At 71.0% G+C, this 20,150-nt stretch carries 17 protein-coding genes; 11 read left to right on the forward strand and 6 right to left on the reverse strand.

Annotated features, from left to right (window positions below):
- Positions 1–254: 254 nt before the first annotated feature.
- From LV79_RS13795 to LV79_RS13810, 4 genes are all read left to right on the forward strand, one after another.
- Positions 255–2,729 carry a hypothetical protein gene (locus LV79_RS13795; protein WP_253836252.1) on the forward strand — a complete coding sequence of 825 codons (2,475 nt, stop codon included), beginning with the start codon at positions 255–257 and terminating at the stop codon, positions 2,727–2,729.
- Positions 2,726–4,111, forward strand: coding sequence for a leucyl aminopeptidase (locus LV79_RS13800; RefSeq protein ID WP_253836254.1), 1,386 nt, complete (start codon positions 2,726–2,728; stop codon positions 4,109–4,111). Before LV79_RS13795 ends, LV79_RS13800 begins: the two co-directional genes overlap by 4 nt.
- A gap of 185 nt (positions 4,112–4,296) precedes the next feature.
- Positions 4,297–4,773, forward strand: coding sequence for a hypothetical protein (locus LV79_RS13805; RefSeq protein WP_253836256.1), 477 nt, complete (start codon positions 4,297–4,299; stop codon positions 4,771–4,773).
- A complete protein-coding gene (locus LV79_RS13810) occupies positions 4,770–7,556 on the forward strand; it encodes a M48 family metalloprotease (RefSeq protein WP_253836258.1) in 2,787 nt (928 codons plus the stop codon). Before LV79_RS13805 ends, LV79_RS13810 begins: the two co-directional genes overlap by 4 nt.
- Before the next feature lie 416 nt (positions 7,557–7,972).
- Here LV79_RS13810 and LV79_RS13815 read toward each other — a convergent pair whose 3' ends face one another.
- Positions 7,973–8,326 (reverse strand): STAS domain-containing protein, encoded by a 354-nt coding sequence (locus LV79_RS13815; RefSeq protein ID WP_253836260.1) that lies wholly within the window; start codon positions 8,324–8,326, stop codon positions 7,973–7,975.
- Between the two features lie 108 nt (positions 8,327–8,434).
- Here LV79_RS13815 and LV79_RS13820 point away from each other — a divergent pair, with 108 nt between their 5' ends.
- Together LV79_RS13820 and LV79_RS13825 are read left to right on the forward strand one after the other, a co-directional pair.
- Complete coding sequence (locus LV79_RS13820) at positions 8,435–9,436, forward strand: chemotaxis protein CheB (RefSeq protein ID WP_253836262.1); 1,002 nt, start codon at positions 8,435–8,437, stop codon at positions 9,434–9,436.
- 48 nt (positions 9,437–9,484) lie between these two features.
- On the forward strand, positions 9,485–11,320 hold the full coding sequence (locus LV79_RS13825) for a CheR family methyltransferase (protein ID WP_253836264.1): 1,836 nt from the start codon (positions 9,485–9,487) through the stop codon (positions 11,318–11,320).
- Here LV79_RS13825 and LV79_RS13830 read toward each other — a convergent pair.
- On the reverse strand, positions 11,310–12,047 hold the full coding sequence (locus LV79_RS13830) for an ATP-binding protein (protein ID WP_253836266.1): 738 nt from the start codon (positions 12,045–12,047) through the stop codon (positions 11,310–11,312). The two genes, LV79_RS13825 and LV79_RS13830, sit on opposite strands and share 11 nt — an antisense overlap.
- 280 nt (positions 12,048–12,327) lie before the next feature.
- Here LV79_RS13830 and LV79_RS13835 point away from each other — a divergent pair, with 280 nt between their 5' ends.
- Complete coding sequence (locus LV79_RS13835) at positions 12,328–13,311, forward strand: iron-containing redox enzyme family protein (RefSeq protein WP_253836268.1); 984 nt, start codon at positions 12,328–12,330, stop codon at positions 13,309–13,311.
- Here LV79_RS13835 and LV79_RS13840 read toward each other — a convergent pair.
- Complete coding sequence (locus tag LV79_RS13840) at positions 13,284–13,484, reverse strand: CDGSH iron-sulfur domain-containing protein (RefSeq protein ID WP_253836270.1); 201 nt, start codon at positions 13,482–13,484, stop codon at positions 13,284–13,286. The genes LV79_RS13835 and LV79_RS13840 overlap by 28 nt on opposite strands.
- A gap of 77 nt (positions 13,485–13,561) precedes the next feature.
- A complete protein-coding gene (locus LV79_RS13845; protein WP_253836272.1) occupies positions 13,562–14,425 on the reverse strand; it encodes an SDR family oxidoreductase in 864 nt (287 codons plus the stop codon).
- A 73-nt stretch (positions 14,426–14,498) separates the two neighbouring features.
- Here LV79_RS13845 and LV79_RS13850 point away from each other — a divergent pair, with 73 nt between their 5' ends.
- The gene (locus LV79_RS13850; protein ID WP_253836275.1) at positions 14,499–15,065 is read left to right on the forward strand and encodes a TetR/AcrR family transcriptional regulator; all 567 of its coding nucleotides are present in this window, start codon (positions 14,499–14,501) and stop codon (positions 15,063–15,065) included.
- 101 nt (positions 15,066–15,166) lie between these two features.
- Complete coding sequence (locus LV79_RS13855) at positions 15,167–16,090, forward strand: NADP-dependent oxidoreductase (RefSeq protein ID WP_253836277.1); 924 nt, start codon at positions 15,167–15,169, stop codon at positions 16,088–16,090.
- 380 nt (positions 16,091–16,470) lie between these two features.
- Here LV79_RS13855 and LV79_RS13860 read toward each other — a convergent pair whose 3' ends face one another.
- The gene (locus LV79_RS13860; protein ID WP_253836279.1) at positions 16,471–16,962 is read right to left on the reverse strand and encodes a flavin reductase family protein; all 492 of its coding nucleotides are present in this window, start codon (positions 16,960–16,962) and stop codon (positions 16,471–16,473) included.
- Positions 16,963–17,234: 272 nt separating this feature from the next.
- Here LV79_RS13860 and LV79_RS13865 point away from each other — a divergent pair, with 272 nt between their 5' ends.
- Entirely contained in the window at positions 17,235–17,429 is a 195-nt protein-coding gene (locus LV79_RS13865) for a hypothetical protein (protein ID WP_253836281.1), read from the forward strand.
- 81 nt (positions 17,430–17,510) lie between these two features.
- Entirely contained in the window at positions 17,511–18,935 is a 1,425-nt protein-coding gene (locus LV79_RS13870) for an MFS transporter (protein WP_253836283.1), read from the forward strand.
- Here LV79_RS13870 and LV79_RS13875 read toward each other — a convergent pair.
- Complete coding sequence (locus LV79_RS13875) at positions 18,920–20,086, reverse strand: S8 family peptidase (RefSeq protein ID WP_253836284.1); 1,167 nt, start codon at positions 20,084–20,086, stop codon at positions 18,920–18,922. The genes LV79_RS13870 and LV79_RS13875 overlap by 16 nt on opposite strands.
- Between the last annotated feature and the right edge of the window lie 64 nt (positions 20,087–20,150).

The raw sequence follows: 20,150 nt of genomic DNA on the forward strand, positions 1-20,150 counted from the left end.
TGCGTGTTGCGGCAGGGTTAACCATCCTCTTGTTAGGCCTGGGAATCCGCTGCTATGTTCCGATTCACTGGTCCCCCGAACCAAGGAGTGCGAAATGGCCTACGAGACCTGGGAATCCCTCGCGGACGAGGTCGAGATCAGCACCGGCGCCGCTGACTGCTGGGTGTGCCTGGTCGACGCCTGATCCACCTGGACGGCCCCGCGGCGGACCGCTGCCGCGGGGCTCGACCCTGTTCGACGGGAGCCGCGAGTCGATGGACCGCTGGGAACTGGCGCACGGCCGCGTCGGCGTCAACGCGCCGAGCTGGCTCACCTTCGAGGTCCACCGGCCCTACCTGGACGGCGCCGACTCGCCGCTGACCACGGTGCACGCCAGGGGATCGGTGTTCGCCGCCCGCCGGTTCGAGCAACGCGCGCCGTTCGCGCCGCGCTTCGGGATGACCATGCCGGGCAGCTACCGCGCGCTGCTCGACGAGGAGACCCGACTGACCCCGTACCGGGTCAGCGACCCCACGGGCCTCGCCCCCGAACTCGCTTCGCCGACCTGGCGGCGGATGGCGGAGGCTTACGCCAACCGGTCCGACCTGGACGATGTGGACCGTGCCGGACTGGCCCAGTGGTTGCTGGCCACCTGCCTGTCGGACTCGGTTCTGGAAGTCATCCCCGCGGACCTTTCGGAAAGCGCGTGCGCCGACCCTGTGCTCGCCGCGGGACAATGGGCCCGGGCCAGCGCGTTATTCGCTGTGGAAGGCCTTTCGGAGCGGACTCGGGCCGCTTATTCGCCGTTGGTCGACAATCCCGCCCCGACGGCGATCCACGTGCAAGCGTGTGCCGCCTGGGGCTACCTGGTCACGCGGCACGCCGCCGACGACTCGCCCGCGCCTGCCCACTTCGCGCGCGCCGAGGAAGTCCTCAAAGGACTTGATCTGCCGGACTTCGACGACGCCCTCTTGCGCGCCAGGCTCTTGCTGCGCCAGGTGATGCACGCCGAGCGGCAGCGCGAGTTCGACCACGCCTGGCGGTTGCTGGGCGAGGCCTCGGATCTCTTGGTCGCGCCAGGGGATGTCGATGAGGAGTCGCTGACCGTCGAGATGCGGCGCAGGATCGCCGACCGCGCCGTCGACATCGCGGTCCGCCGAGGTGACACCGAGGGCGAGGCCCGGTACATCGCCGAGGCGCTGGCGCTGGATCCTTACGACGTCAAGGTCCACATGCAGGCCGCCCAGGCCGCGGAACGCTGTGGGGACAACGAGAAAGCGCTTGCGGGCTACCTGGAGACGGCTCGTCTTGGCCCGTACGGCACGGCGTTCGCCCTCTTGGCGGCTGTGCGTTGCGCCAAGGCGTTGGGGCACGACGAGTTCGCTCGTGTTCTCGCCGAACGGGCTTACCAGGCCGCCCCTCGATCGGCGCGGACCCGTGAGGTCTTGGTCGAGCTGTCCGACCCACCGTTGGCTGAGATGCTGAACCGGCCCGTCGAGCATTCGTACGAGCACAACTGGCACTACCGGATGTATGCCGCGTACTTCAACCTCGGTGAGTCCGGATCGCCCTGCCTCTACGCGTCGTTGCCGACCTACGCGCACGAGTTCGCCGCCGCGGGCTCGCCGCCGGAGGTCAACTGGCAGCGCCTGATGCCGCCCGCGTTCCGCGCCAACCTGGTCCGCGAGTCCGGCCTCACCGAGTTCGCCGTCGCTCACCCCGCTGACCTGCCCGCGCACCTGCGGACGCCCGCCTGGGACGAGTTGTGCGCGTGGGTCGAGCGGTTCCCGGCCGATGACGCCGAACGCCAGTACCTCACCGCCGTGGTGTTGTTCCGGTTGGGCTTCGGCAAGGTCGTGCTGGACTTGCTGCCGCCGCGCCCGATCGCCGAACTGACCACTGTCGCCGAGCTGAAGCTGTGGCACTGGCGCGATGTCGTCCGCTATGTGGGGTCCGTCGGGTCCGCGTCTGTTTTCGAGCCGACCGCGTCGTTCGAGATCGCTGATCACCCGGCCTGCCCGACGCACCTGCGGTTTGTGATCTCCGTGTTCGCGGTGGTGTTCCACGCCAGGGAGACCAAGTCGCTGGAGGCCGCGAGCCTCTGGCGGGACAAAGCGCAGGAGAGCCTGGACGAACTCCTCGCGGGGGACGCGCACACGCCGTTCGAGAAGTCCATGATGGAGAGTCGGTTCTACCGCAGCGTCACCTACGTGCCGTTCTTGCGCCGCGACCGCGACCAGTTGGCCCGCGAGATGGACCGGGCTGAGGAACTGGCTCGGTCGGTGCCTGCGTCCACGCCGTACGAGCGGTTCCTGGCCAGGGAGAACCTGCGGGCCTGTCTGGAGAGTCGGTCCAAGGAGGCATTCGGGTTCGGCGAGCACGACCGGGGCAGGCAATTGGTGGCGGAAGTCCTGGAGATCGACCCGTACGAGCCGAAGACGCACATGGAACTGGCCGAGGTCCTGCTGGCGGAGGGGCGGGAGCGGGAGGCGGGGGAGTCGTACCTGCGCACCGCCCGGCTCGGGCCGATCGGCACGGCACGCGGTTATGCCTTGGCGGGGGAGTGCTTCGACCGCGCCGGGTTGCCGGTGCCGGCCGAGGATTGCTTCGTGCAGGCGCTGCGGGTCGATCCGCACGCGGTGTCGGCCGCTCGCGGGTGGGCGAGGGTGGCCTCGGGGGCGTTGGCTGAGGTCGCGGCGTCGTACGCGCGTGACCTGGAGGCTTGGGGCGCGGCACGGCGGGCACGATGATCGACTGGCGGCTGGGCCCGTCCACTGCGGACGTTGCGGTGACTCCGGCGTACTCGGATCGACTGTCGGACTTGGCTTCGGCTGAGTTTCTGGCCGCGACAGGGTTTCAGGGGCGGGTTGGTCAGGTCTTCCACGTCCCTGGGCTTGTCCTGTTCGGACTTGGGGCTTCTGGCGAGGTGAGTGCGGACACCGTTCGCCATGCCGCGGGGTGTCTTGCGCGGGAGGTGCGCGGGTATGAGCACCTCGCTGTGTCGGTGTCGTCGGGGTTACTCGGGGCGTTCGTCGAGGGGTTTGTGCTCGGGGCGTACCGGTTCACTCGCTACCAGAGCGCTGTGCGACCGGAGGGTCCTCGTCGCGTTGATCTTGTTGGCTCGGCGGGGGACGCCGAGGAACTGCGGGTCGCACTTGTCCGTGCTGAGGCTGTGGTGTTGGCTCGGGATCTGGTGTCCGAGCCTGGTTCGGTCCTGACCCCGGTCGCCTTTGCGGACCGTGCGGTGGAGGTGGCCCGCGCGACTGGGCTGGACTGCGAGGTCTGGGACGAGCGCCGGATCGCCGAGGAACGGCTAGGTGGCCTGCTCGGGGTCGCCGGCGGCTCTCGGAACCCGCCGCGCCTGGTCCGGCTGCGGCACCTGCCGGACAACCCGGCGGCGCCGATCGCGTTGGTGGGCAAGGGAGTCACCTTCGACGCCGGTGGCCTTTCGCTGAAGCCGACCCCGCAGATGATCGACATGAAGGCAGACATGGCCGGAGCGGCGACTGTCCTCGCCGCCATGTCCGCGCTGGTCCCGTTGTCGTGCCCGCGCCCGGTGGAGGCCTGGCTGCCGCTCACCGAGAACATGCCCACCGACGACCCGATGCGCATCGGCGACATCCTCCGCGTCCGCAACGGCACCACCGTCGAGATCCGCAACGCCGACGCCGAGGGCAGACTGATCCTGGCCGACGCCCTCGTCCTCGCGGGCGAGTCCACCCCCGCTGCCATCGTGGACGTCGCGACCCTCACCGACGCCGCCGCCATCGCCCTGGGCCGCGACATCACCGCCGTCATGGGCAACAACCAACCCCTGATCGACGCCGTGCTCTCGGCCGCCGTCCGCGCGGGCGAACCCATGTGGCCCCTGCCCCTCCCGTCGCGCTACCAGTCCCAACTGGACTCGTCCATCGCGGACCTGGTCAACTACACCACCGGTGTCCGCCACGGCACCGCCCTCCTGGCAGGCCTGTTCCTCCAGCACTTCATCCCCGCCACCACCCCCTGGGCCCACCTCGACATCCAAGGCACCGCCCTCACCCCCACCACCCACGGCGAACACCCCCAAGGCCCCACCGGCACCGCTGTCCGCACCCTCATCGACCTGGTGTCCACCCCGCTGTCCGGGTGATCGCCGGTCCCGGGGCAGGCCGGATCCGAATCCAGTGCTGCCCGTGTCCGAGCCAGCACACCGCGCTGCGCTGTCCAGGTGATCGGCTACCCCCGATCGGTGTAGTGCTGGTAATGATCAAGGCCTGGGCGCCGACGTGGGGGTGATCGCTGACGTGGGTTGGCGCTGAGGGATCGGATGGTCGGATGACCGAGGTGGTTCGCCCGGAGGGCGGGGCGGCGAGTGCCGGGACGGTGACGGTCGATCTACCCGACCTCGCCCGGGACGTCATCGCGCGCGTGGCCCCGGAGCAGTTGGACTACCTCCGGTTGGTGACCGAGGCGTGGGAGCTCGGTCGTACGCGCCGGTCGTGGAAGTGGACCGGTGGCGCGGTCGGTGTCGGCAACGAGCTCGACGTCCTCACCGACGTGGTCTTCCCCCTCCTGACCAGCACCATCGCGCAGGTCTGGGGTGCCGCCACCTTCGCCAACCTGCAGCGCCGCCGCTGGTCGCGCCGCAAGGCCGCGCCCGCCACCATCACCCTGGACCTGCGCCACCTGGCCCTCGCCCACGCGGCCTGCGTCCACCACGGCACCACCCTCGGTCTCTCCACCGCCGAGGCCACCCTCCTGGCCGACGCCTTCGAGGCCACGCTCCGCCGCCAGGCTGACGGCCCCGCATGACGACCGCCCCGCGCCCCGCAGGTCTGTGGTGGGTCTACGCCCTCGTCGCGGCGTCCCTGGCCGCTACCGGCGCGGGCGTGGGGGAGGCCCTCTTCGCCGCCAACGACCTCGGCAACGTCGAAGCGACGGCGCGGTGCATGGCGAGTGAGGGGATCTCGCCGAATGATTCCCCTGCCAGCCTCTACTTCGCGAAGAACCTGTTCGACGCCTGCATGGAGACCTCCAGCAGGCTATCCGCGCTGACCTCGCTGGCCGGTGTCTTCGGCCTGGTGATCTCGGCCTGGCTACTCATGGTCACCGGCGGGCTGGCCATCCGTTGGCGCCTGAGGTCCGCGCGGCTGGCGGACGTCCCGGAGGAGGCCAAGGCGGCCCTCGAGAAGCGCTTCGCGGCACTGTGCGAAGGGGACAAGAGGCGCCCTCGATTGGTGGTCGCGCCGCCGCTCACCGGGGTCAGGGAGGCGTTCACCACCGCCGTCCCCGGGCGCCCCGCGTGGGTCGTCGTCCCGCTGGCGCTCGCCTACAAGCCCCCGGCCACGTTCGACGCCGTCGCGGTCCATGAACTCGGGCACGTCCGCGCCCGAGACGTCATGTGGGCGTCGGCGGTCTGGTGGTCGGGCTGGCTGGCCGTTCCCGCGCTGGTCATCGCCCTCTTCCCGCTGTTGAGCTCGCCGGGGGCCCTGTGGACCCTGCACGGCCTGTCGCTGGTCGCCGCGGTGGTGAGCGCCATAGCGACGATCATCTTGCGGGCCTCCTTGCTCCGGCACCGCGAATCGGTCGCCGACGCCCACGTGGCACAGGTCCTGGCCGACCCAGCGGCGCCAGCGGCCTACCTCGGTACCAAGACGCCAGCGGCTACGCACCGGTTGACTTCCATCGTGCGGGGGTGGTTCGCCACCCACCCAAGAGCCGCTGACCGGGATGGGTCGGTCCCGAATCCGGGCCACGGCGGGTTCTTCTTCTCCGCCGCGGTCGGCATGGTCGCGATGCGGCTCTACCACAGCCTCGACGAGGTGTTGTCGAACCTCGTCCCCACCGTCCAGGACTTCGTGCGGCTCCCCGAGTCGATCGCCCTCATCGTGGCGTCCTTGCTCTGGGCCGCCGTCATGGTCCCGGCGTGGACGAGACGAGCCGCGGCGCCGACGCGGTGGGCCGGACCGTGGGCCGGTGCCGTGCTCGGCCTGGTCGCGGGGTACTGCGTCAAGCCGCCGGGGACCGCACAGGTCGTGGTGGCGGCCTACCGGCACCACATCCCTTTGCTGGTCGGCGTTCTCGCGGTCGGGATCCTCGCCGCCGTCGTCCTGGCCGCCGGGGTCGTGGCACGGCTCGCCCGGTCGGAACGGAGGCGGCTCGGCGGCTTGGGAGCGGTCGTCGCCACGGCCGCGGCGTTGACCGCGATGGTCGGTGCGGCGACCAGCCTGGCGGGGATCTTCGTGTACCGGCAGGTGGATTCCGCGCTGATCAGGGGCAACCTGATGGCCGGGGGCACCGTGTCCGGGTGGGGCGTCCTGGTGGTGCTCATCCTCGGCGGACTCGTGCTCGTCGCCCTGGGGACCCGGCGGCAGGGCATCGGCAGGCTGGGCGTGGTGGTCGTCGCCGTCGCGGGGATCGTGGGTGGCGTCGGGGCTTCGCTGTCCTGGCTGCTGCGTCCCCACCGCGACCTGCCCCGCGAGGTCAGCGCGGTCATGGTCTACGAGCGGTGGTGGATCTGCGCTCTCGCCGGTCTGGCCGCGGCCTTCGCGGTGGCCCTCGCGGCGCGGCGGCGTGACCAGGCCGCTCTGCCCACATTGCCGGTTGCTGTCCTGAGTGGACTGTCGGCGGCTGCGCTCGCTGGTGCCGTGCAGTGCCTCGTGATCGCCATCGACGGTGGTCGCCTGAACGTCTTCGAGCAGTCCCTGTGGACCCCGGGCTGGTTGCTCGTTCTCGCGTTGACCTACACGATGCCGCTCGCCCTGCTGGTGTCGAGAGTGCCCGCCCGGCGTGACCAGGTACGGCGCCCAGTCGCGCGGTGGGCGATCGGCGCCGGTGGGGTGACCATCGCGCTGACGGTGAGCCTGCTGACCGGCACCCTGTCCTGGGGGACGGTCGCCGATCACGACTACGACCGCGCCATCGCCGAGTTGGCGGCGAACGAGATCCCCAGCCCGCCTGCCGTGCCCGACTCCGGTCGCGACCACAGTCGACTCCTTGACTCCCCAGGCGCGACCGACGCGTTGAGCCCGGTTCTCTCCCTCCTGCCCCGCACAGCCGTGGGATCCGACCGCGGGCCGTCATCGGACGTGACGGTGTCCCCGGACTCGTGCGAACAGGCTCTCGACCGTTCCGCGGCGCGGGAGGACTCCGAGGGCAAGGTCGCCGTCGTCGGACGTGACTACGCCTTCCCCGTCATGGAGAAGGTCTTCCCGGCGCAGGTCACCGTGTCCGTCACCTCGTTCCGCACCTCCTGGGACTACCTGTCCGACTTGGAAGAAGTCGCCCGGACGTGCTCGAACTACCGCCTGCCCGACGAGGTCTACGACGGCGGGTTCATGGACTGCACGTGGCACGTCGAGCGGCTGGCTGACACGCCCTACTCCGTGAGCCGTGGTCACATCACCCGGGTCGGCACGATCAGCGGCAACCGGGTCGAAGACGTCATCACCACCTACACGGCGCTGGTCGGGCACAACGTGGTCGAGGTGGCGCTCGTCGAGTCGCACGGCAAGACCCCGCCGTCGGACGCCGTGGCGGAACGGCTGGACCAGTTGCTGGCGGACACCCTGCGGGCCGTGGTGGCGTCCATCTAGGCGTTGCCGGTATTTCCCTTGTGCGGGCTCGGGCTCAGCTGACACGATGCTCGCATGTCAATGCGAAAGGGCTGTGCAGCCCTCGCTCGATGAGCCCCCGCGCGTGGTGCACGCCGCGCGGAGCTCGCCGCCATTCCTGGGGCCGGACGGTGTTCGTCCGGGTGCGCGTATCGCGCTGGCGGCCATCCTTGCCTCTGGTGGACCCGAAAAGGTTCGCTGACTGCCGCGTCTTGTGAGTCCGGTGTGGACCGCTGACGCTCGATCCTCGATGTCGGCCGCCGTCCGCGGTCGGTCGACGCTGCCCAAGTTCAAGTACGGCAACAACAACAACTCAGAATAGGTGATTCCATATGCGACACTTCAGATTCCCCGACGTCCGTCGAGACCGCGAGTGGCCCGCGAGCGCGCCTCGCCGCTCACTCGTGGACAGCGACGACCAGTGATACCGCGCCGTCGAGCAGACCGGTGAGGCGCGGGGCGCGCGGTATCGGACCGGGCGTGGCCACGAGCCGCAAGGCAACCTCGTGGTGGACGCACGCCTCGTACGCCTGGATCAGCAACTGCAACCCGGTGGCGCCGAGGAAGGTGACCCCCGTCAGGTCGACCACGACCCGCCCGCCCGCGGGGCAGCGGGCGCACGCGAGGAGTAGCGCGTCGCGCAGCGGCAGGTGGTTGCCCAGGTCGACCTCGCCCGCGACCGCGCCCGCGACCGCGACTGTGGTGCCCATGGGGGTTTCCGTGGCCGAGACGGCCAGGGGACCAGCGATCACAGGAACTCCCGGGTCAGGGGCGCACCCGAACAGTTAGCCCTATCCTCATCCTCCTCGCCCCCTGGCCGCCCGCAACCTGAGTAGTCTGCTGGCAGGAGGTGGCGGTTTTTGCCGACACGGGACCTAGTCGTCGTGGGCGCCTCCGCGGGTGGTGTTGAGGCGTTGACGCGTCTTGCCGCCGGACTCCCCTCGGACTTCCCCGCCGCGATCGTCGTAGTGCTGCACTTGCCCCCGCGCGGGTCGAGTGCGCTCGCCGCCATCTTGGACCGGGCAGGACCGCTTAGGGCCATGCCGGTTAGACACGGTCAACTCCTCACCCACGGCACCATCCACGTCGCTCCACCAGATCACCACACACTGGTGATGGCCGACGCGTTAGCCCTGTCTCATGGACCGACCGAGAGCGGTCACCGCCCCGCGGTGGACGCGTTGTTCCGGTCGGCAGCCGTCTCCCGGGGGCCCGCCGTCACCGGCGTCCAACTGTCGGGCGTGCTCGACGACGGCGTCGCGGGCCTGGTCGCGATCGCCGACCGGGGTGGCCGAGTGGTGGTGCAGCACCCCGACGACGCGTTGTTCCCGGCGATGCCGCGCAGTGCCCTGCGGGTGGTCGCCGCTGACCACGTCGCGCCGGTGGCCGAGCTACCCGGGCTGCTCGGGCAGTTGGTGCGCGAGCGGGTCGACGCGTCGGTCGTCCCCGCCGCGTCCCGGCTGATGCGGATGGAGAACGAGATCGCCGCCTTGGGCGAGTCCGGCCTCGACCCCGACCGGTACGTCCTGGGGCCCGCCTCCGGCTACAGCTGCCCGGACTGCCAGGGCAGCCTCGCCGAGGTGCAGGACCTCGCCAGGTACCGCTGCCGCACCGGGCACTCGTGGACGGCGGAGGCCCTGCTCGCCGCGCAGGGCTCGGAGTGGGAACGGGCGCTCTGGACGGCGTTGCGGCTGCTGGAGGAGACCGCCTGCCTGGCGAGCCGAATGGCCGACACCGCTCGCGCCAGGGGCAGCGACGCCGTGGCCGACCGCCACCAGCGCCGCGCCGAGGAGTCGATCACCGCGGCAGCGACCCTGCGCGAGCACCTCACCTCCGGGATCGGCACCGACGACGCGCCGTGACCACTGCGGACGGCCGGGCCGCCCCCGGCCGATCGCTAGGCTGCCCGGGTGGAAGCCGACACCGCGTTCGAGACCCTGCTCGAGCACCTGAAGGACGCCCGCGGGTTCGACTTCACCGGCTACAAGCGCACCAGCCTGGTCCGCCGGGTCCGGCAGCGGATGGGGCAAGTCGCCATCGACGACTACGCCGACTACATCGACCACCTGCAGGCCGACGCCGACGAGTTCAGCGAGCTGTTCAACACCATCCTGATCAACGTCACGAGCTTCTTCCGCGACCCGGAGACGTGGGACTACCTGCGCTCGGTGACCATCCCCGCGCTCGTCGGCAGGCGCAAGTCCCAGGCCCCGGTGCGGATCTGGTGCGCGGGCTGCGCCGCCGGGCAGGAGGCCTACACGCTGGCCATGGCCTTCGCCGAGGAACTGGGCGCCGAGCAGTTCCGGCAGCGGGTGAAGATCTACGCCACCGACGTCGACGAGCAGGCGCTCACCCAGGCCAGGCAGGCGGTCTACACCCCCGGCGAGGTCGAGTCGGTGCCCGGCCCGCTGCTCGAGCGCTACTTCGAGCGGCACAACGGCCACTTCGCCTTCCGCAAGGACCTGCGCCGCTCGGTGATCTTCGGCCGCAACGACCTGGTCCAGGACGCGCCGATCTCCCGGATCGACCTGCTCGCCTGCCGCAACACGCTGATGTACTTCAACGCCGAGACCCAGGCCAAGATCCTGGGCAGGCTGCACTTCGCCATCGCGCCGCACGGGCTGCTGGTGCTGGGCAAGGCGGAGATGCTGCTCTCGCACGGCAGGCTCTTCGAACCCGTCGACCTCAAGCGCCGGGTGTTCCGCAAGGCCCCGGCCACCCCCGCCGCCATCGGGCCGCCGAGCAGGCCCTACGACCCGCAGGAGCGGCGCGGCGCGGTCGCCCGGCTCGACGAGCTGCGCCAGTACGCCTTCGACGCGGGCCCGGTCGCGCAGCTGGTGCTCGCCGAGGACGACGTCCTCGCCCTGGCCAACCACCAGGCGAGGGTGCTGTTCGGGCTCTCCGACGACGACATCGGCAGGCCGCTGCGCGACCTCGAGGTGTCCTACCGGCCGGTGGAGCTGCGCGCGTTCGTCGAGCAGGCCAAGCTCGACGGTCGGCCGGTGCAGGTCAAGGACGTGACCTGGCAGCGCAGGCCGGAGGGCACCACCTGGTTCGAGATCCACATCGTGCCGCTCGCGGGCACCGACAGCGGCCTGATCGGGGTGTCGGTCGCCTTCAACGACGTGACCGCCACCCGGCTGCTGCTCGACGAGCTCGCGCACGCCAACCGGCAGCTGGAGCTGGCCTACGAGGAGCTGCAGTCCACCAACGAGGAACTGGAGACGACCAACGAGGAGCTCCAGTCCACCGTCGAGGAGCTGGAGACCACGAACGAGGAGCTGCAGTCGACCAACGAGGAGCTGGAGACCATCAACGAGGAGCTCCAGTCCACCAACGACGAGCTGCAGTCGATGAACGACATGCTGCGCGACCGCAGCACCGAGCTCGACGACGCCAACGACTTCCTCGAGACGGTGCTGACGTCGCTGCGCTCGGGCATCGTCGTGGTCGACCTGGAGCTGCGGGTGCGCGCGTGGAACCGCGCCGCCGAGGAGCTGTGGGGGCTGCGGGCCGAGGAGGCCACCGGGGCGCACCTGCTCAACCTCGACATCGGGCTGCCCGTGGCCGAGCTGCGCCAGGCGCTGCGCGCCGCGCTGGCCGACCCGGCGTTCACCGAGGTCCTGCACCTCGAGGCGATCAACCGCCGGGGCCGCTCGATCGCGCTGCGGGTCATGTGCGGGTCGCTGCGCAACCACGACGACCGGGTCCGCGGCGCCATCCTGGTGATGGAGATCAGGGGCTGACCGGCTCGCGCAGCGTCGCCCAGACCACCTTGCCGCCGTCGGGGGTCGGCGTGGCGCCCCAGGCGTCGCACAGCCGCACCACGATGTCGAGGCCGTGGAAACCGTGCCCGGTCGGCGTCGGTGGGCAGAACGGGTGCTCGTCGTGCACGGCGATGGTCAGCAGCCGCCTGCGCAGCTCCAGCCGCAGCCGGGGCGCGGACAGGGTGTGCTGGATGGTGTTCTGCACCAGCTCGTTGGCGATCATCAACGCGGTGTCGGCCGCCCACCCGAGGTCCCACGCGTCGCAGAACTCGCGGACCATCGCCCGACCGACGGCCATCGCCGCGTGGTCGTTGGGCAACTCGGACACCACCGCGCGCCGGATCGGTCGCATCGTGGCCGCGAGCGCCACGGCGATCGACGGGAACACCGGAACGAACCGGCGGATGGGGCTGTCCGGCGGCACCGGGCTGTCCTCGTGCGCGGGCGACACCACGCTCACCGGCACCCCGGCCCACGGCGACACCCGGGTGTCCACCGCGACGAACACCGACAGCACCGTGGGATTGGGCACCGACAGGCCCGAGACGTCGACCACGATCGCCGACGGCGCCTCCGCCGCGCACTTGAGCAAGTGGTTGCGGAACCTGCCGTAGGTCGAGTGGTCCAGCACGCCGCCCGCGACCACCACGGTGGCCCCTGCCGCGGCGTACTCGACGAGCGTCAGCCCCACCTGGCCAGGCCCCATGCGGTGCCCCACCCTCTCTGATGGCAGCGCACGTCCTCGTGGCTGCGTGCGGGGCGGGCCTCAGTGCGCCGGTGCCACCGCGATCACGTGTCGAACACCTCAGGGACCTGTCCTCGTCCCGCCCGCGCCAGGCCACCCTCGCCGCCGGTGCGCCGCGCGTCAAGGCTACTCCCGGCGCCCCGGCCGCACTCCCCGGTTCCCCGGCGGCCAGTCCGGCGAGGTTGGGGCCGCGAGCGGGTGGGTATCACGGCGGTGTGCAGGCGCTGGAACAGGAGAGACGATGATCAGCAGGGGACCGTTGTCCGAAGAGGTCGTCAATGTGCTGTCCCAGCCACCGGGATCGGTGCGACCGCTCGGCCGCGTCGTGGCCGCCGACCCGTTCGGCGACGACCTCCAGTTGGCCCTGCACCTGTGCTACGAACTGCACTACCAAGGCCTGCCCGGTGTCGACGCGAGGTGGGAGTGGGATCCCGACCTGCTGCGGATGCGCGGCGCCATGGAGCGGGTGTTCGAGGACGCGCTGCGGGCCGAGACACCGGGCGGGGAGGACGTGGCTGCCGCGTTCGACGGGCTGCTCGTGGAACACGTCCCGGGCAGCGGTCCGAGCCATTTCCTGCGTGACCAAGGTGAGTGGTGGCACTTGCGCGAACTGTTCACGCACCGCTCGATCTACCACCTGAAGGAAGCCGACCCGCACGCGTGGGCCATCCCGCGGTTGCGCGGTCGGGCCAAGGCGGCACTGGTCGCGGTGGAGTTCGACGAGTACGGCGGCGGGCGACCGGAGCGGGCGCACGCGCGGCTGTTCGCCGATCTCCTCGAGGCGGCCGGGCTTTCCGCCGACTACCTGGGCTACCTCGACGACGTGCCCGCGTGCACCTTGGCCACGGTCAACATGATGTCGCTGTTCGGCCTGCACCGGCGGCTGCGCGGCGCGCTCGTCGGTCACCTCGCGGCGGCGGAGATCACCACGGGTCCCAGTGCGCAGCGGATGGAACGGGCCTTGCGGCGGCTCGACGCCCCGGAGGCGTGCGTGCACTTCTACACCGAGCACATCGAGGCCGACGCCGTGCACGAGCAGGTCCTGCGCCGCGACATCGTGGGCGACCTGCTGGAGCACGAGCCGGAACTGGCCGCCGATGTCGTGTTCGGGGTCCGTGCCACGGAACTGCTGGAGCAGCGCCTGGCCGACCACCTGCTCGACGCCTGGGGCGCGGGGCGGTCCTCGCTGCGCGAGCCTCAGGAGTCCCGGACCCTCTCGCGGTGACTGGTGTCGCAGAACGGGAACCGCTTGCTGCGCCTACACGTGCAGATGGCCACCACGAACCGGTCGGACCGCGCCACAGTGCCGTCCGGCAACGCGATCTCCACCGGTCCGTCGACCAACACCGGTCCTGCCGGGTCGACCACGACCCGTCTCGGCTCGCGCTCACCGGGCACGTCTCACCGCCGGGCTGGGACAGTCCACAAAGGTCGTCATGGCCCCGGTATAGCCGTGCTGTGGGTCCGCGAAACGCCTAGTTCGCCCAGGCGGCTCGGATGGCGGGGGAGTGCCGGTGGAGGAAGGTGTCGAAGGTGGTGGGTGGGCGGGAGGTGAGTGTCTCCACGTCCTGGGTGACGGGGGAGAGGCGGCCGGAGGCCACGTCGGCGAACAGGGCGGCCACGTCGGCGGCGAAGGGTTCGGGGGCGCCCGCGGCGGTGAGGCGGGCGGCGAATTCCGCTGGGGGTAGGTCGACGTAGCGGATGTCACGTCCGACGACCGTGGACAGCTTGGCGGCGATCTCGTTGTGGGTCAGGGCTTCTGGGCCGGTGAGGACGAAGGTCTGGCCTGGGTCGATGTCGCCGGTCAGTACAGCTGCGGCGGATGCGGCTATGTCGTCACAGTCGATATAGGACACACGGGCGTCGCCGTACGCGCCGAGGAAGTTTCCGTTCTCGGTCGCGACCGCTGTGCCGGTGCTGAAGTTCTGCATGAAACCGTTGGGCTGCAGGATGGTCCACGCCAGCCCGGACTCCTTGAGGTAGTCCTCGATCACGCCGTGCGCGCCCTCGGCCAACTTGCCGCCGACCCGGGCGTGCCACACCGACAGCTTCACCACATGCCGCACCCCGGCCTCGACCGCCGCGTCGATCGCCGCGATCTGCTGCCGGACCATCGGCTGCTCGCCCGTGGTGGGGACAGCGCCACCGGCGTTGAGGAAGAGCCGCTCCACGCCGGTCATGGCCTCGCGGAGAGAGGCGGGGTAGTCGAAGTCGCCGACCACGTGGCGCAGCCCCTCGGCCTTCGCCTGGTCGCGGACGAACGCGGTGGTCCGCTCCGCCGGTAAGCGCCGCACGAGGAGGCGCCCGATCGTGCCTGTCGCGCCGGTCACCAGGATCATCGTCGCCTCCGTTAACCTGAGGTAGCCTCGACCTACTAAGTCGAGGCTACCTCGAATTGACCAGGAGGTGCGAGTGCCCCCGTCCGGACGGCCCCGCGCGGATGCCCGAGCCAACCGGGAACGGCTGCTGGCCGAGGCCGACGCCGTGTTCCGCGAGCACGGCACGGACGCGTCTCTGGAGGCCATCGCCAAACGCGCGGGCCTGGCGACCGGTACCCTCTACGGCCACTTCCGCACGCGCAGGGCCCTGCTGAGCGCGCTCATGGGTGACCGCAACGAAGCCCTGTTCACCGCAGGCGACGCCCTCGCCGACGAGCCGCCCGCAGTCGCGCTGCGCACCTGGATCGACCTGACCGTCGTCCACGCCGCCACCTACCGCGGCCTCGCGGCGCACCTGGCGGACGGGACCGACGACGCCTCGTCCGAGCTGCACGCCTCCTGCGTGCGGATGGCGGCGATCACCCACACCCTCGTGCGGCGGGCCGCCGACGCGGGCGTGATCCGGCCGTCCACCACGGCGGCGGACCTGAGCATGCTGATCACCGCCTGCGCGTGGGCGCGCGAGCACGCCTCCCCGGAGCGGGCGGGCAGGCTGATCGACCAGGTCCTCAACGGTGTGTTCGTGCCCCCGCATTCCTGACAGGCCAAGACAACCGGCACCTTTCCGGTTCGTGGGACGCGCCCGGTCGGCCCGCTGGTGATCCCTACCCTCGCGAACATCCACTGAGAGGGAGGAACACCATGGGGACCTACCGCGCGGTCGAGTTCGGGGAGTACGGCGAACCGGAGGTGCTGCGGGTCGTCGACCGCGACATCGTCGAGCCGGGTTCGGGCCAGGTGCGCGTCAGGGTGCGCGCGGCGGGCGTCAACCCGGTCGACTGGAAGATCCGCTCGGGGCTGCTCGCGGCCCACCGCCCCACGGAGTTCCCGAGCGTCCCGGGCGGCGACGTGGCGGGCGTGGTCGAGGCCGTCGGACCGGACGTGACGGGGTACGAGGTCGGGTCCGAGGTGCTGGGCGCGGTCGGCAACGGCGGCTACGCGGAAGTTGTCGTCACCGATGTCGCGACCCTGGCGCTGAAGCCCGCCGAGGTCGCCTGGGAGCAGGCCGCCGCGCTGCCGATCGCGGCGAACACGACCTATGCGGTGTTCGACCTGCTGCGGCCGGTCGCGGGCGAGACGATCGTCATCCACGGCGCCGCGGGCGGTGTCGGCACGGTGGCCGTCCAGATCGCGGTCGACCTGGGCCTGCGCGTGATCGCCACCGCGAGCGAGGCCAACCAGGACTACCTCCGCGACCTCGGCGCCGAACCCACCGTCTACGGCACCGGCCTGGTGGACCGCCTCCGCACCCTGGCCCCCGACGGCGTCGACCTCGGCTACGACGTCTCCGGCCACGGCGGCTCAGCGATCCTGGTGGAACTGCTCGGCGGCCCATCCCGCGTCGCCACCATCGCCGACTACACCGCCTCGGACATCGGCGTCCCCTTCGTCCAGGGCGTGGAGACCGAGAAGATCGCCAGCAGGCTCACCGCCGCCGCGACCCTCGCCGCCGCGGGCAAACTGACCATCCCCATCGCAGGCACCTTCCCCCTCGCCGAAGCCCCCGCCACCCACCACCTCAGCCAAGACGGCCACGTCCGCGGCAAGCTGATCATCGTGCCCTAGCTCTCTGTCCACTGTGGACTTTTGGGCGCTTGGCAACCCGTAAGTCGATCTTCCCGCGCACGACTTGGCACAGGCGGCCGGTCTCTGATCGCCCGCCTGTGCCCTGACCTGGTGATCCTTCCCTAGCGGCTGCCCGAAATTCCCCCTTCTGGGCGACAGAAGTTATCCGCATATGGATCTCTGCGGGGGCTCGTTCAAGATCGACTGTCGGTGGGTCCCGGTAGACTGGCCCAGGGACGCCCCCCGGAGAGGGTGGGGGCCGGGCACTCGCTTTTCGCGCGCGCGAGGCTCGGGTTTAGTCCGCTGGGGTGGCGGGTCGCTCGGTCCGGGGGGACCAGTCCTACTCGGTGTCGCTGCCTTTGGTTGCTGCTGCGAGGGGGCTAGGCGAAGTGGGTTAGGCCGAAGCGGCTGCGGTGGAAGATCAGGGGGGCGTGGTTGGCGTGGGATGCGGCGTGGAGGCGGAGCAGGACGATGGTGTGGTCGCCCGCTTCGATGTGGCGGTCGATGGTGGTGTCGAACCAGGCGACGCCGTCGGTGAGGGTTACCGCGCCTTCGGGGGTTGAGGTGGTGTCCAGGCCTTGGAAGCGGTCGGCGGCGGGACCGGCGAGTTGGCGGGCGACGCGGTCGTGGTGTTCGGCGAGCACGGTCACCCCGACGCGGGTGGCGCGGCGCAGGTCGGGCCAGGTCTTGGACGTGGTGCCGATGGAGAACGACACCAGCGGCGGGTCGAGCGACACCGAGGTGAACGAGCTGGCGGCCAGGCCCATGACGCGGTCGTCGACCCGGGCGGCGACGGCGACGACCCCGCTGGGGAAGGTGCCGAACGCCGCGCGCAGCAGCACGGGGTCCAGGCCAGGCTTGAGGTTGCTCACCGGACCACCATCACCCGCGACCCGCGCCCGCGTCCAACAACAGTTCCCGATCGCTTCCCATGACGAGCGGTGATGGGTCGTCCGGCGGCCGCGCGGGTTGGCAAGACCGCCGGTCCGCGTGGCGCGCGAGGCACGGCACCGAGCCGCCTCGATCCTTCCCGGCACCAGCCCCGAACTGCGTGACGTGTACGCGGCCGTCACACCAAGGGCATGGCCGCCTCTCGCCGACCGGCGCCCTGACTCCGGTCATCACCGCGGACCTGCCTGCGGGCATGCGCATCAGCCCGGTCTTCCACGGCACCCCCGACCAGGTCACCGAGGCGGTCCTCGCCGATCCCGGGCTCACCCAGGCCGACGACCTCGTCCTGTTCCTGCCGCCCGCCTTCACCCTCCCCGAGAACGCCCGTCTGCTCGCCGACCTGGCCAACACCGTCGCCCCTGCTCTGGGCTGGTCGCCTGCGGGCTGATCGCGTACCACCTCGCGGGGCGCTTTCCCGGTCCTGTCCAGCATGCGGGCCCGTCGTCGGGGCTCTGTGAGCATGGGGGGCGTGCGCACAGCGGATGATCGGGTGTCGTGGCGGGTGCTGGTCGTGTGCTTGGCGGCGGGGGTGACGACCCTGGTGGACCAGTCGGTGCTGACGATCGCGTTGCCGTCGCTGCGGGAGTCGTTGGGCGCCGGTAGCACTGACGTGCAGTGGATCGTGTCCGGGTACTCGCTGACGTTTGGGCTAGCGCTGGTTCCCGGGGGCAGCCTGGGGGACGCGCGTGGGCGTAAGGGGCTGTTCCTGATCGGGTTGGCCACGTTTGTGCTGTGTGCGGTGGTTGCCGCTACCGGGGCGAACGCGGCCACGGTGATCGTCGCCCGGTTGGTGCAGGGGGCGGGCGCGGGGTTGGTGAACTCGCAGGTCATCGGGACGATCCAGGACGTCTTCCAGGGGGTGGGCCGGACCCGTGCGCTGGGGATGTACGCGGTCGTCGCCGGGGTGTCCGGTGCGTTGGGGCCTGCGTTGGGCGGGGTGTTGGTGTCGATCGCCGGGCCAGGCGCTGGGTGGCGGTGGTGCCTGCTGCTGAGCGTGCCGTGCGGGCTGGTGACGCTGTGGTTGGCGGCGCGGCGGCTTCCCCGGGCCCGGGCGGTGCGGCCGGGGCGGTTGGACGGCTGGGGACTGGTGTGCGTGGGCGCGCTGACGGTGGCGCTGATGATGCCGTTCATCACCGGCACGCACGTCGCGGTGTGGGTGACGGTCGCGCTCGGGTCGGCTGGGACGCTGGTGGTCCTGCACCGTCGGCGGGTGCGGTCGGGTGAGGTGCCGCTGGTCCACCCCGCGCTGACCCGGTCCGCGCTGTACGTCCTGGGAACGGCGATCGCGATGGCCCAGTTCGGCTCGGCGATGGCGGCCAGCCTGGTGCTCGTGCTGTTCCTCCAAAGTGGACTCGGTATGTCGGCGCTGACCGCCGCTGCCGTCACGGTCCCGTCGGCGGTCGCCATGATCGCTGCCTCCGCTATCGCTTGGCGGGTGGCTCGTCGGATCGGGGCGCACGCGGTGACCCTCGGTACTGGGTTGGGAATCATCGCCTTGCTGGCCGGGGCTCTTGCTGCCGCGTCGGTGCCGGTAGCGGCGCTGCCAGTGGTCTTGGCGCTGGTACAGCTGTTCTGGGGCGTCGCCAACGGACTCGCGTTGTCGCCGAACCAGGCCCGCGTACTGCACGAGGCACCTGCGGAGGCCGCCGGTGTGGCGGGCGGGATTCTGCAGATGTCCCAACGAGTCGCGGCCGCCGTCTGCCTCACCGCCGTGTCCGGCGTGTACCTACGGGCGGGCGCTCCACGGGACGCGTTCATCCAGGCCACCATGGTGTGCGCCGCCCTGCTGGCCTTCGCGCTGGTCGCCTGCGTGATCCTCGCCCGGCCACACCGGACCGTACCCGCCCCGGTGAGCCGGGACGGGTGCGGGTGTGGGGATCAGGCTCCGGTGTAGACGAGGTTGTTGGGGCTCTTCGGGTCGGTGATCTTGTTCTTGGTGGCGTTGGCGACCAGGGCGTCGCGGACCTGGGCGGGGGTGGCGGTGCGGGTGGTCAGGTAGAGGGCCGCGGCACCGGCGACGTGCGGGGTGGCCTGGGAGGTGCCGCTGACGGTCTGGGTGGCGGTGTCGGAGGTGCGCCACGCGGACTTGATGTCGACGCCGGGGCCGAAGATGTCGACGCCGTTGCCGAAGTTGGAGAAGCTCGCCCGGCGGTCGGAGCTGTCGGAGGCGGCGACGGTGATCGCCTCGGGGACGCGGGCCGGGGAGAAGCCGGAGGCGTCGGCGTTGGAGTTGCCCGCCGCCACCACGAAGGTGACACCGGCGCGGACCGCCTTCTGCACCGCGGTGTCGACGGTCGAGTTGGTGCCGCCGCCGAGGCTCAGGTTCGCCACGGCCTTCTTGCCCGCCGCGTCCTTGGCGACCCAGTCGATGCCCGCGACGACACCGGAGATGCTGCCGCTGCCGTTGTCACCGAGCACGCGCACCGCGACGATGCTGACCTGCTTCGCGACGCCGTAGGTGCGGCCGCCGACGATGCCCGCGACGTGCGTGCCGTGCCCGTGGCCGTCCTGGGCGACGTTGTCGTTGTCGACCGCGTCGAACCCGTTGCGGGCGCGGCCGCCGAACTCGGAGTGGCTGATCCGCACACCGGTGTCCACGACGTACGCGGTGACGCCGCTGCCGCCGTTGTCCGGGTAGGTGTAGCTCTTGCTCAACGGCAGGTTCCGCTGGTCGATCCGGTCCAGACCCCAGGTCGGGTTCGCCTGGGTGGCCTGCACGGTCACCACCTCGTCCTGCGCCACATAGGCCACCGCCGGGTCGGCCGCGATTCGCCGCGCGGCCCGCTCGGACAACGAGGCGGAGTAGCCGGACAACACCGAGGAATAGGTGTGGTGGACAGTTCCGCCGTAGCGGGCCGCGTGGTCGGCGGCCGCCGCGTGCACGGTGCCGTCCTTGAACACCACGACGTACGAACCGGACACCGCGGTGCCGGACGCGGCCCTGACCTGGCCCTCAGCGGCAGCGGCAGGGCTGGCGAGCGCGGTGGCGGTGGCCGCCGCGGCCACCGCGGCGACGGCGAGTTTCGCGCGGAATCGAGCAGACATGGGGTGTGCCTTCCCGTCATCGGCCCTCCGAGTGGGGCCTCGGGAAAAGCCTGACAGGAATACG

Source organism: Actinokineospora globicatena (assembly GCF_024171945.1).
In the GTDB taxonomy this organism is placed as follows: Bacteria; Actinomycetota; Actinomycetes; order Mycobacteriales; family Pseudonocardiaceae; genus Actinokineospora; species Actinokineospora globicatena.

What these genes read in the sequence shown, in the direction of transcription:
- LV79_RS13845 (WP_253836272.1), bottom strand. Translation starts at nt 14,425, where the DNA reads ATGATCCTGGTGACCGGCGCGACAGGCACGATCGGGCGCCTCCTCGTG.
- LV79_RS13810 (WP_253836258.1), top strand. Translation starts at nt 4,770, where the DNA reads ATGACGACCGCCCCGCGCCCCGCAGGTCTGTGGTGGGTCTACGCCCTC.
- LV79_RS13800 (WP_253836254.1), top strand. Translation starts at nt 2,726, where the DNA reads ATGATCGACTGGCGGCTGGGCCCGTCCACTGCGGACGTTGCGGTGACT.
- LV79_RS13865 (WP_253836281.1), top strand. Translation starts at nt 17,235, where the DNA reads ATGCGCATCAGCCCGGTCTTCCACGGCACCCCCGACCAGGTCACCGAG.
- LV79_RS13795 (WP_253836252.1), top strand. Translation starts at nt 255, where the DNA reads ATGGACCGCTGGGAACTGGCGCACGGCCGCGTCGGCGTCAACGCGCCG.
- LV79_RS13835 (WP_253836268.1), top strand. Translation starts at nt 12,328, where the DNA reads ATGATCAGCAGGGGACCGTTGTCCGAAGAGGTCGTCAATGTGCTGTCC.
- LV79_RS13830 (WP_253836266.1), bottom strand. Translation starts at nt 12,047, where the DNA reads ATGGGGCCTGGCCAGGTGGGGCTGACGCTCGTCGAGTACGCCGCGGCA.
- LV79_RS13875 (WP_253836284.1), bottom strand. Translation starts at nt 20,086, where the DNA reads ATGTCTGCTCGATTCCGCGCGAAACTCGCCGTCGCCGCGGTGGCCGCG.
- LV79_RS13855 (WP_253836277.1), top strand. Translation starts at nt 15,167, where the DNA reads ATGGGGACCTACCGCGCGGTCGAGTTCGGGGAGTACGGCGAACCGGAG.
- LV79_RS13805 (WP_253836256.1), top strand. Translation starts at nt 4,297, where the DNA reads ATGACCGAGGTGGTTCGCCCGGAGGGCGGGGCGGCGAGTGCCGGGACG.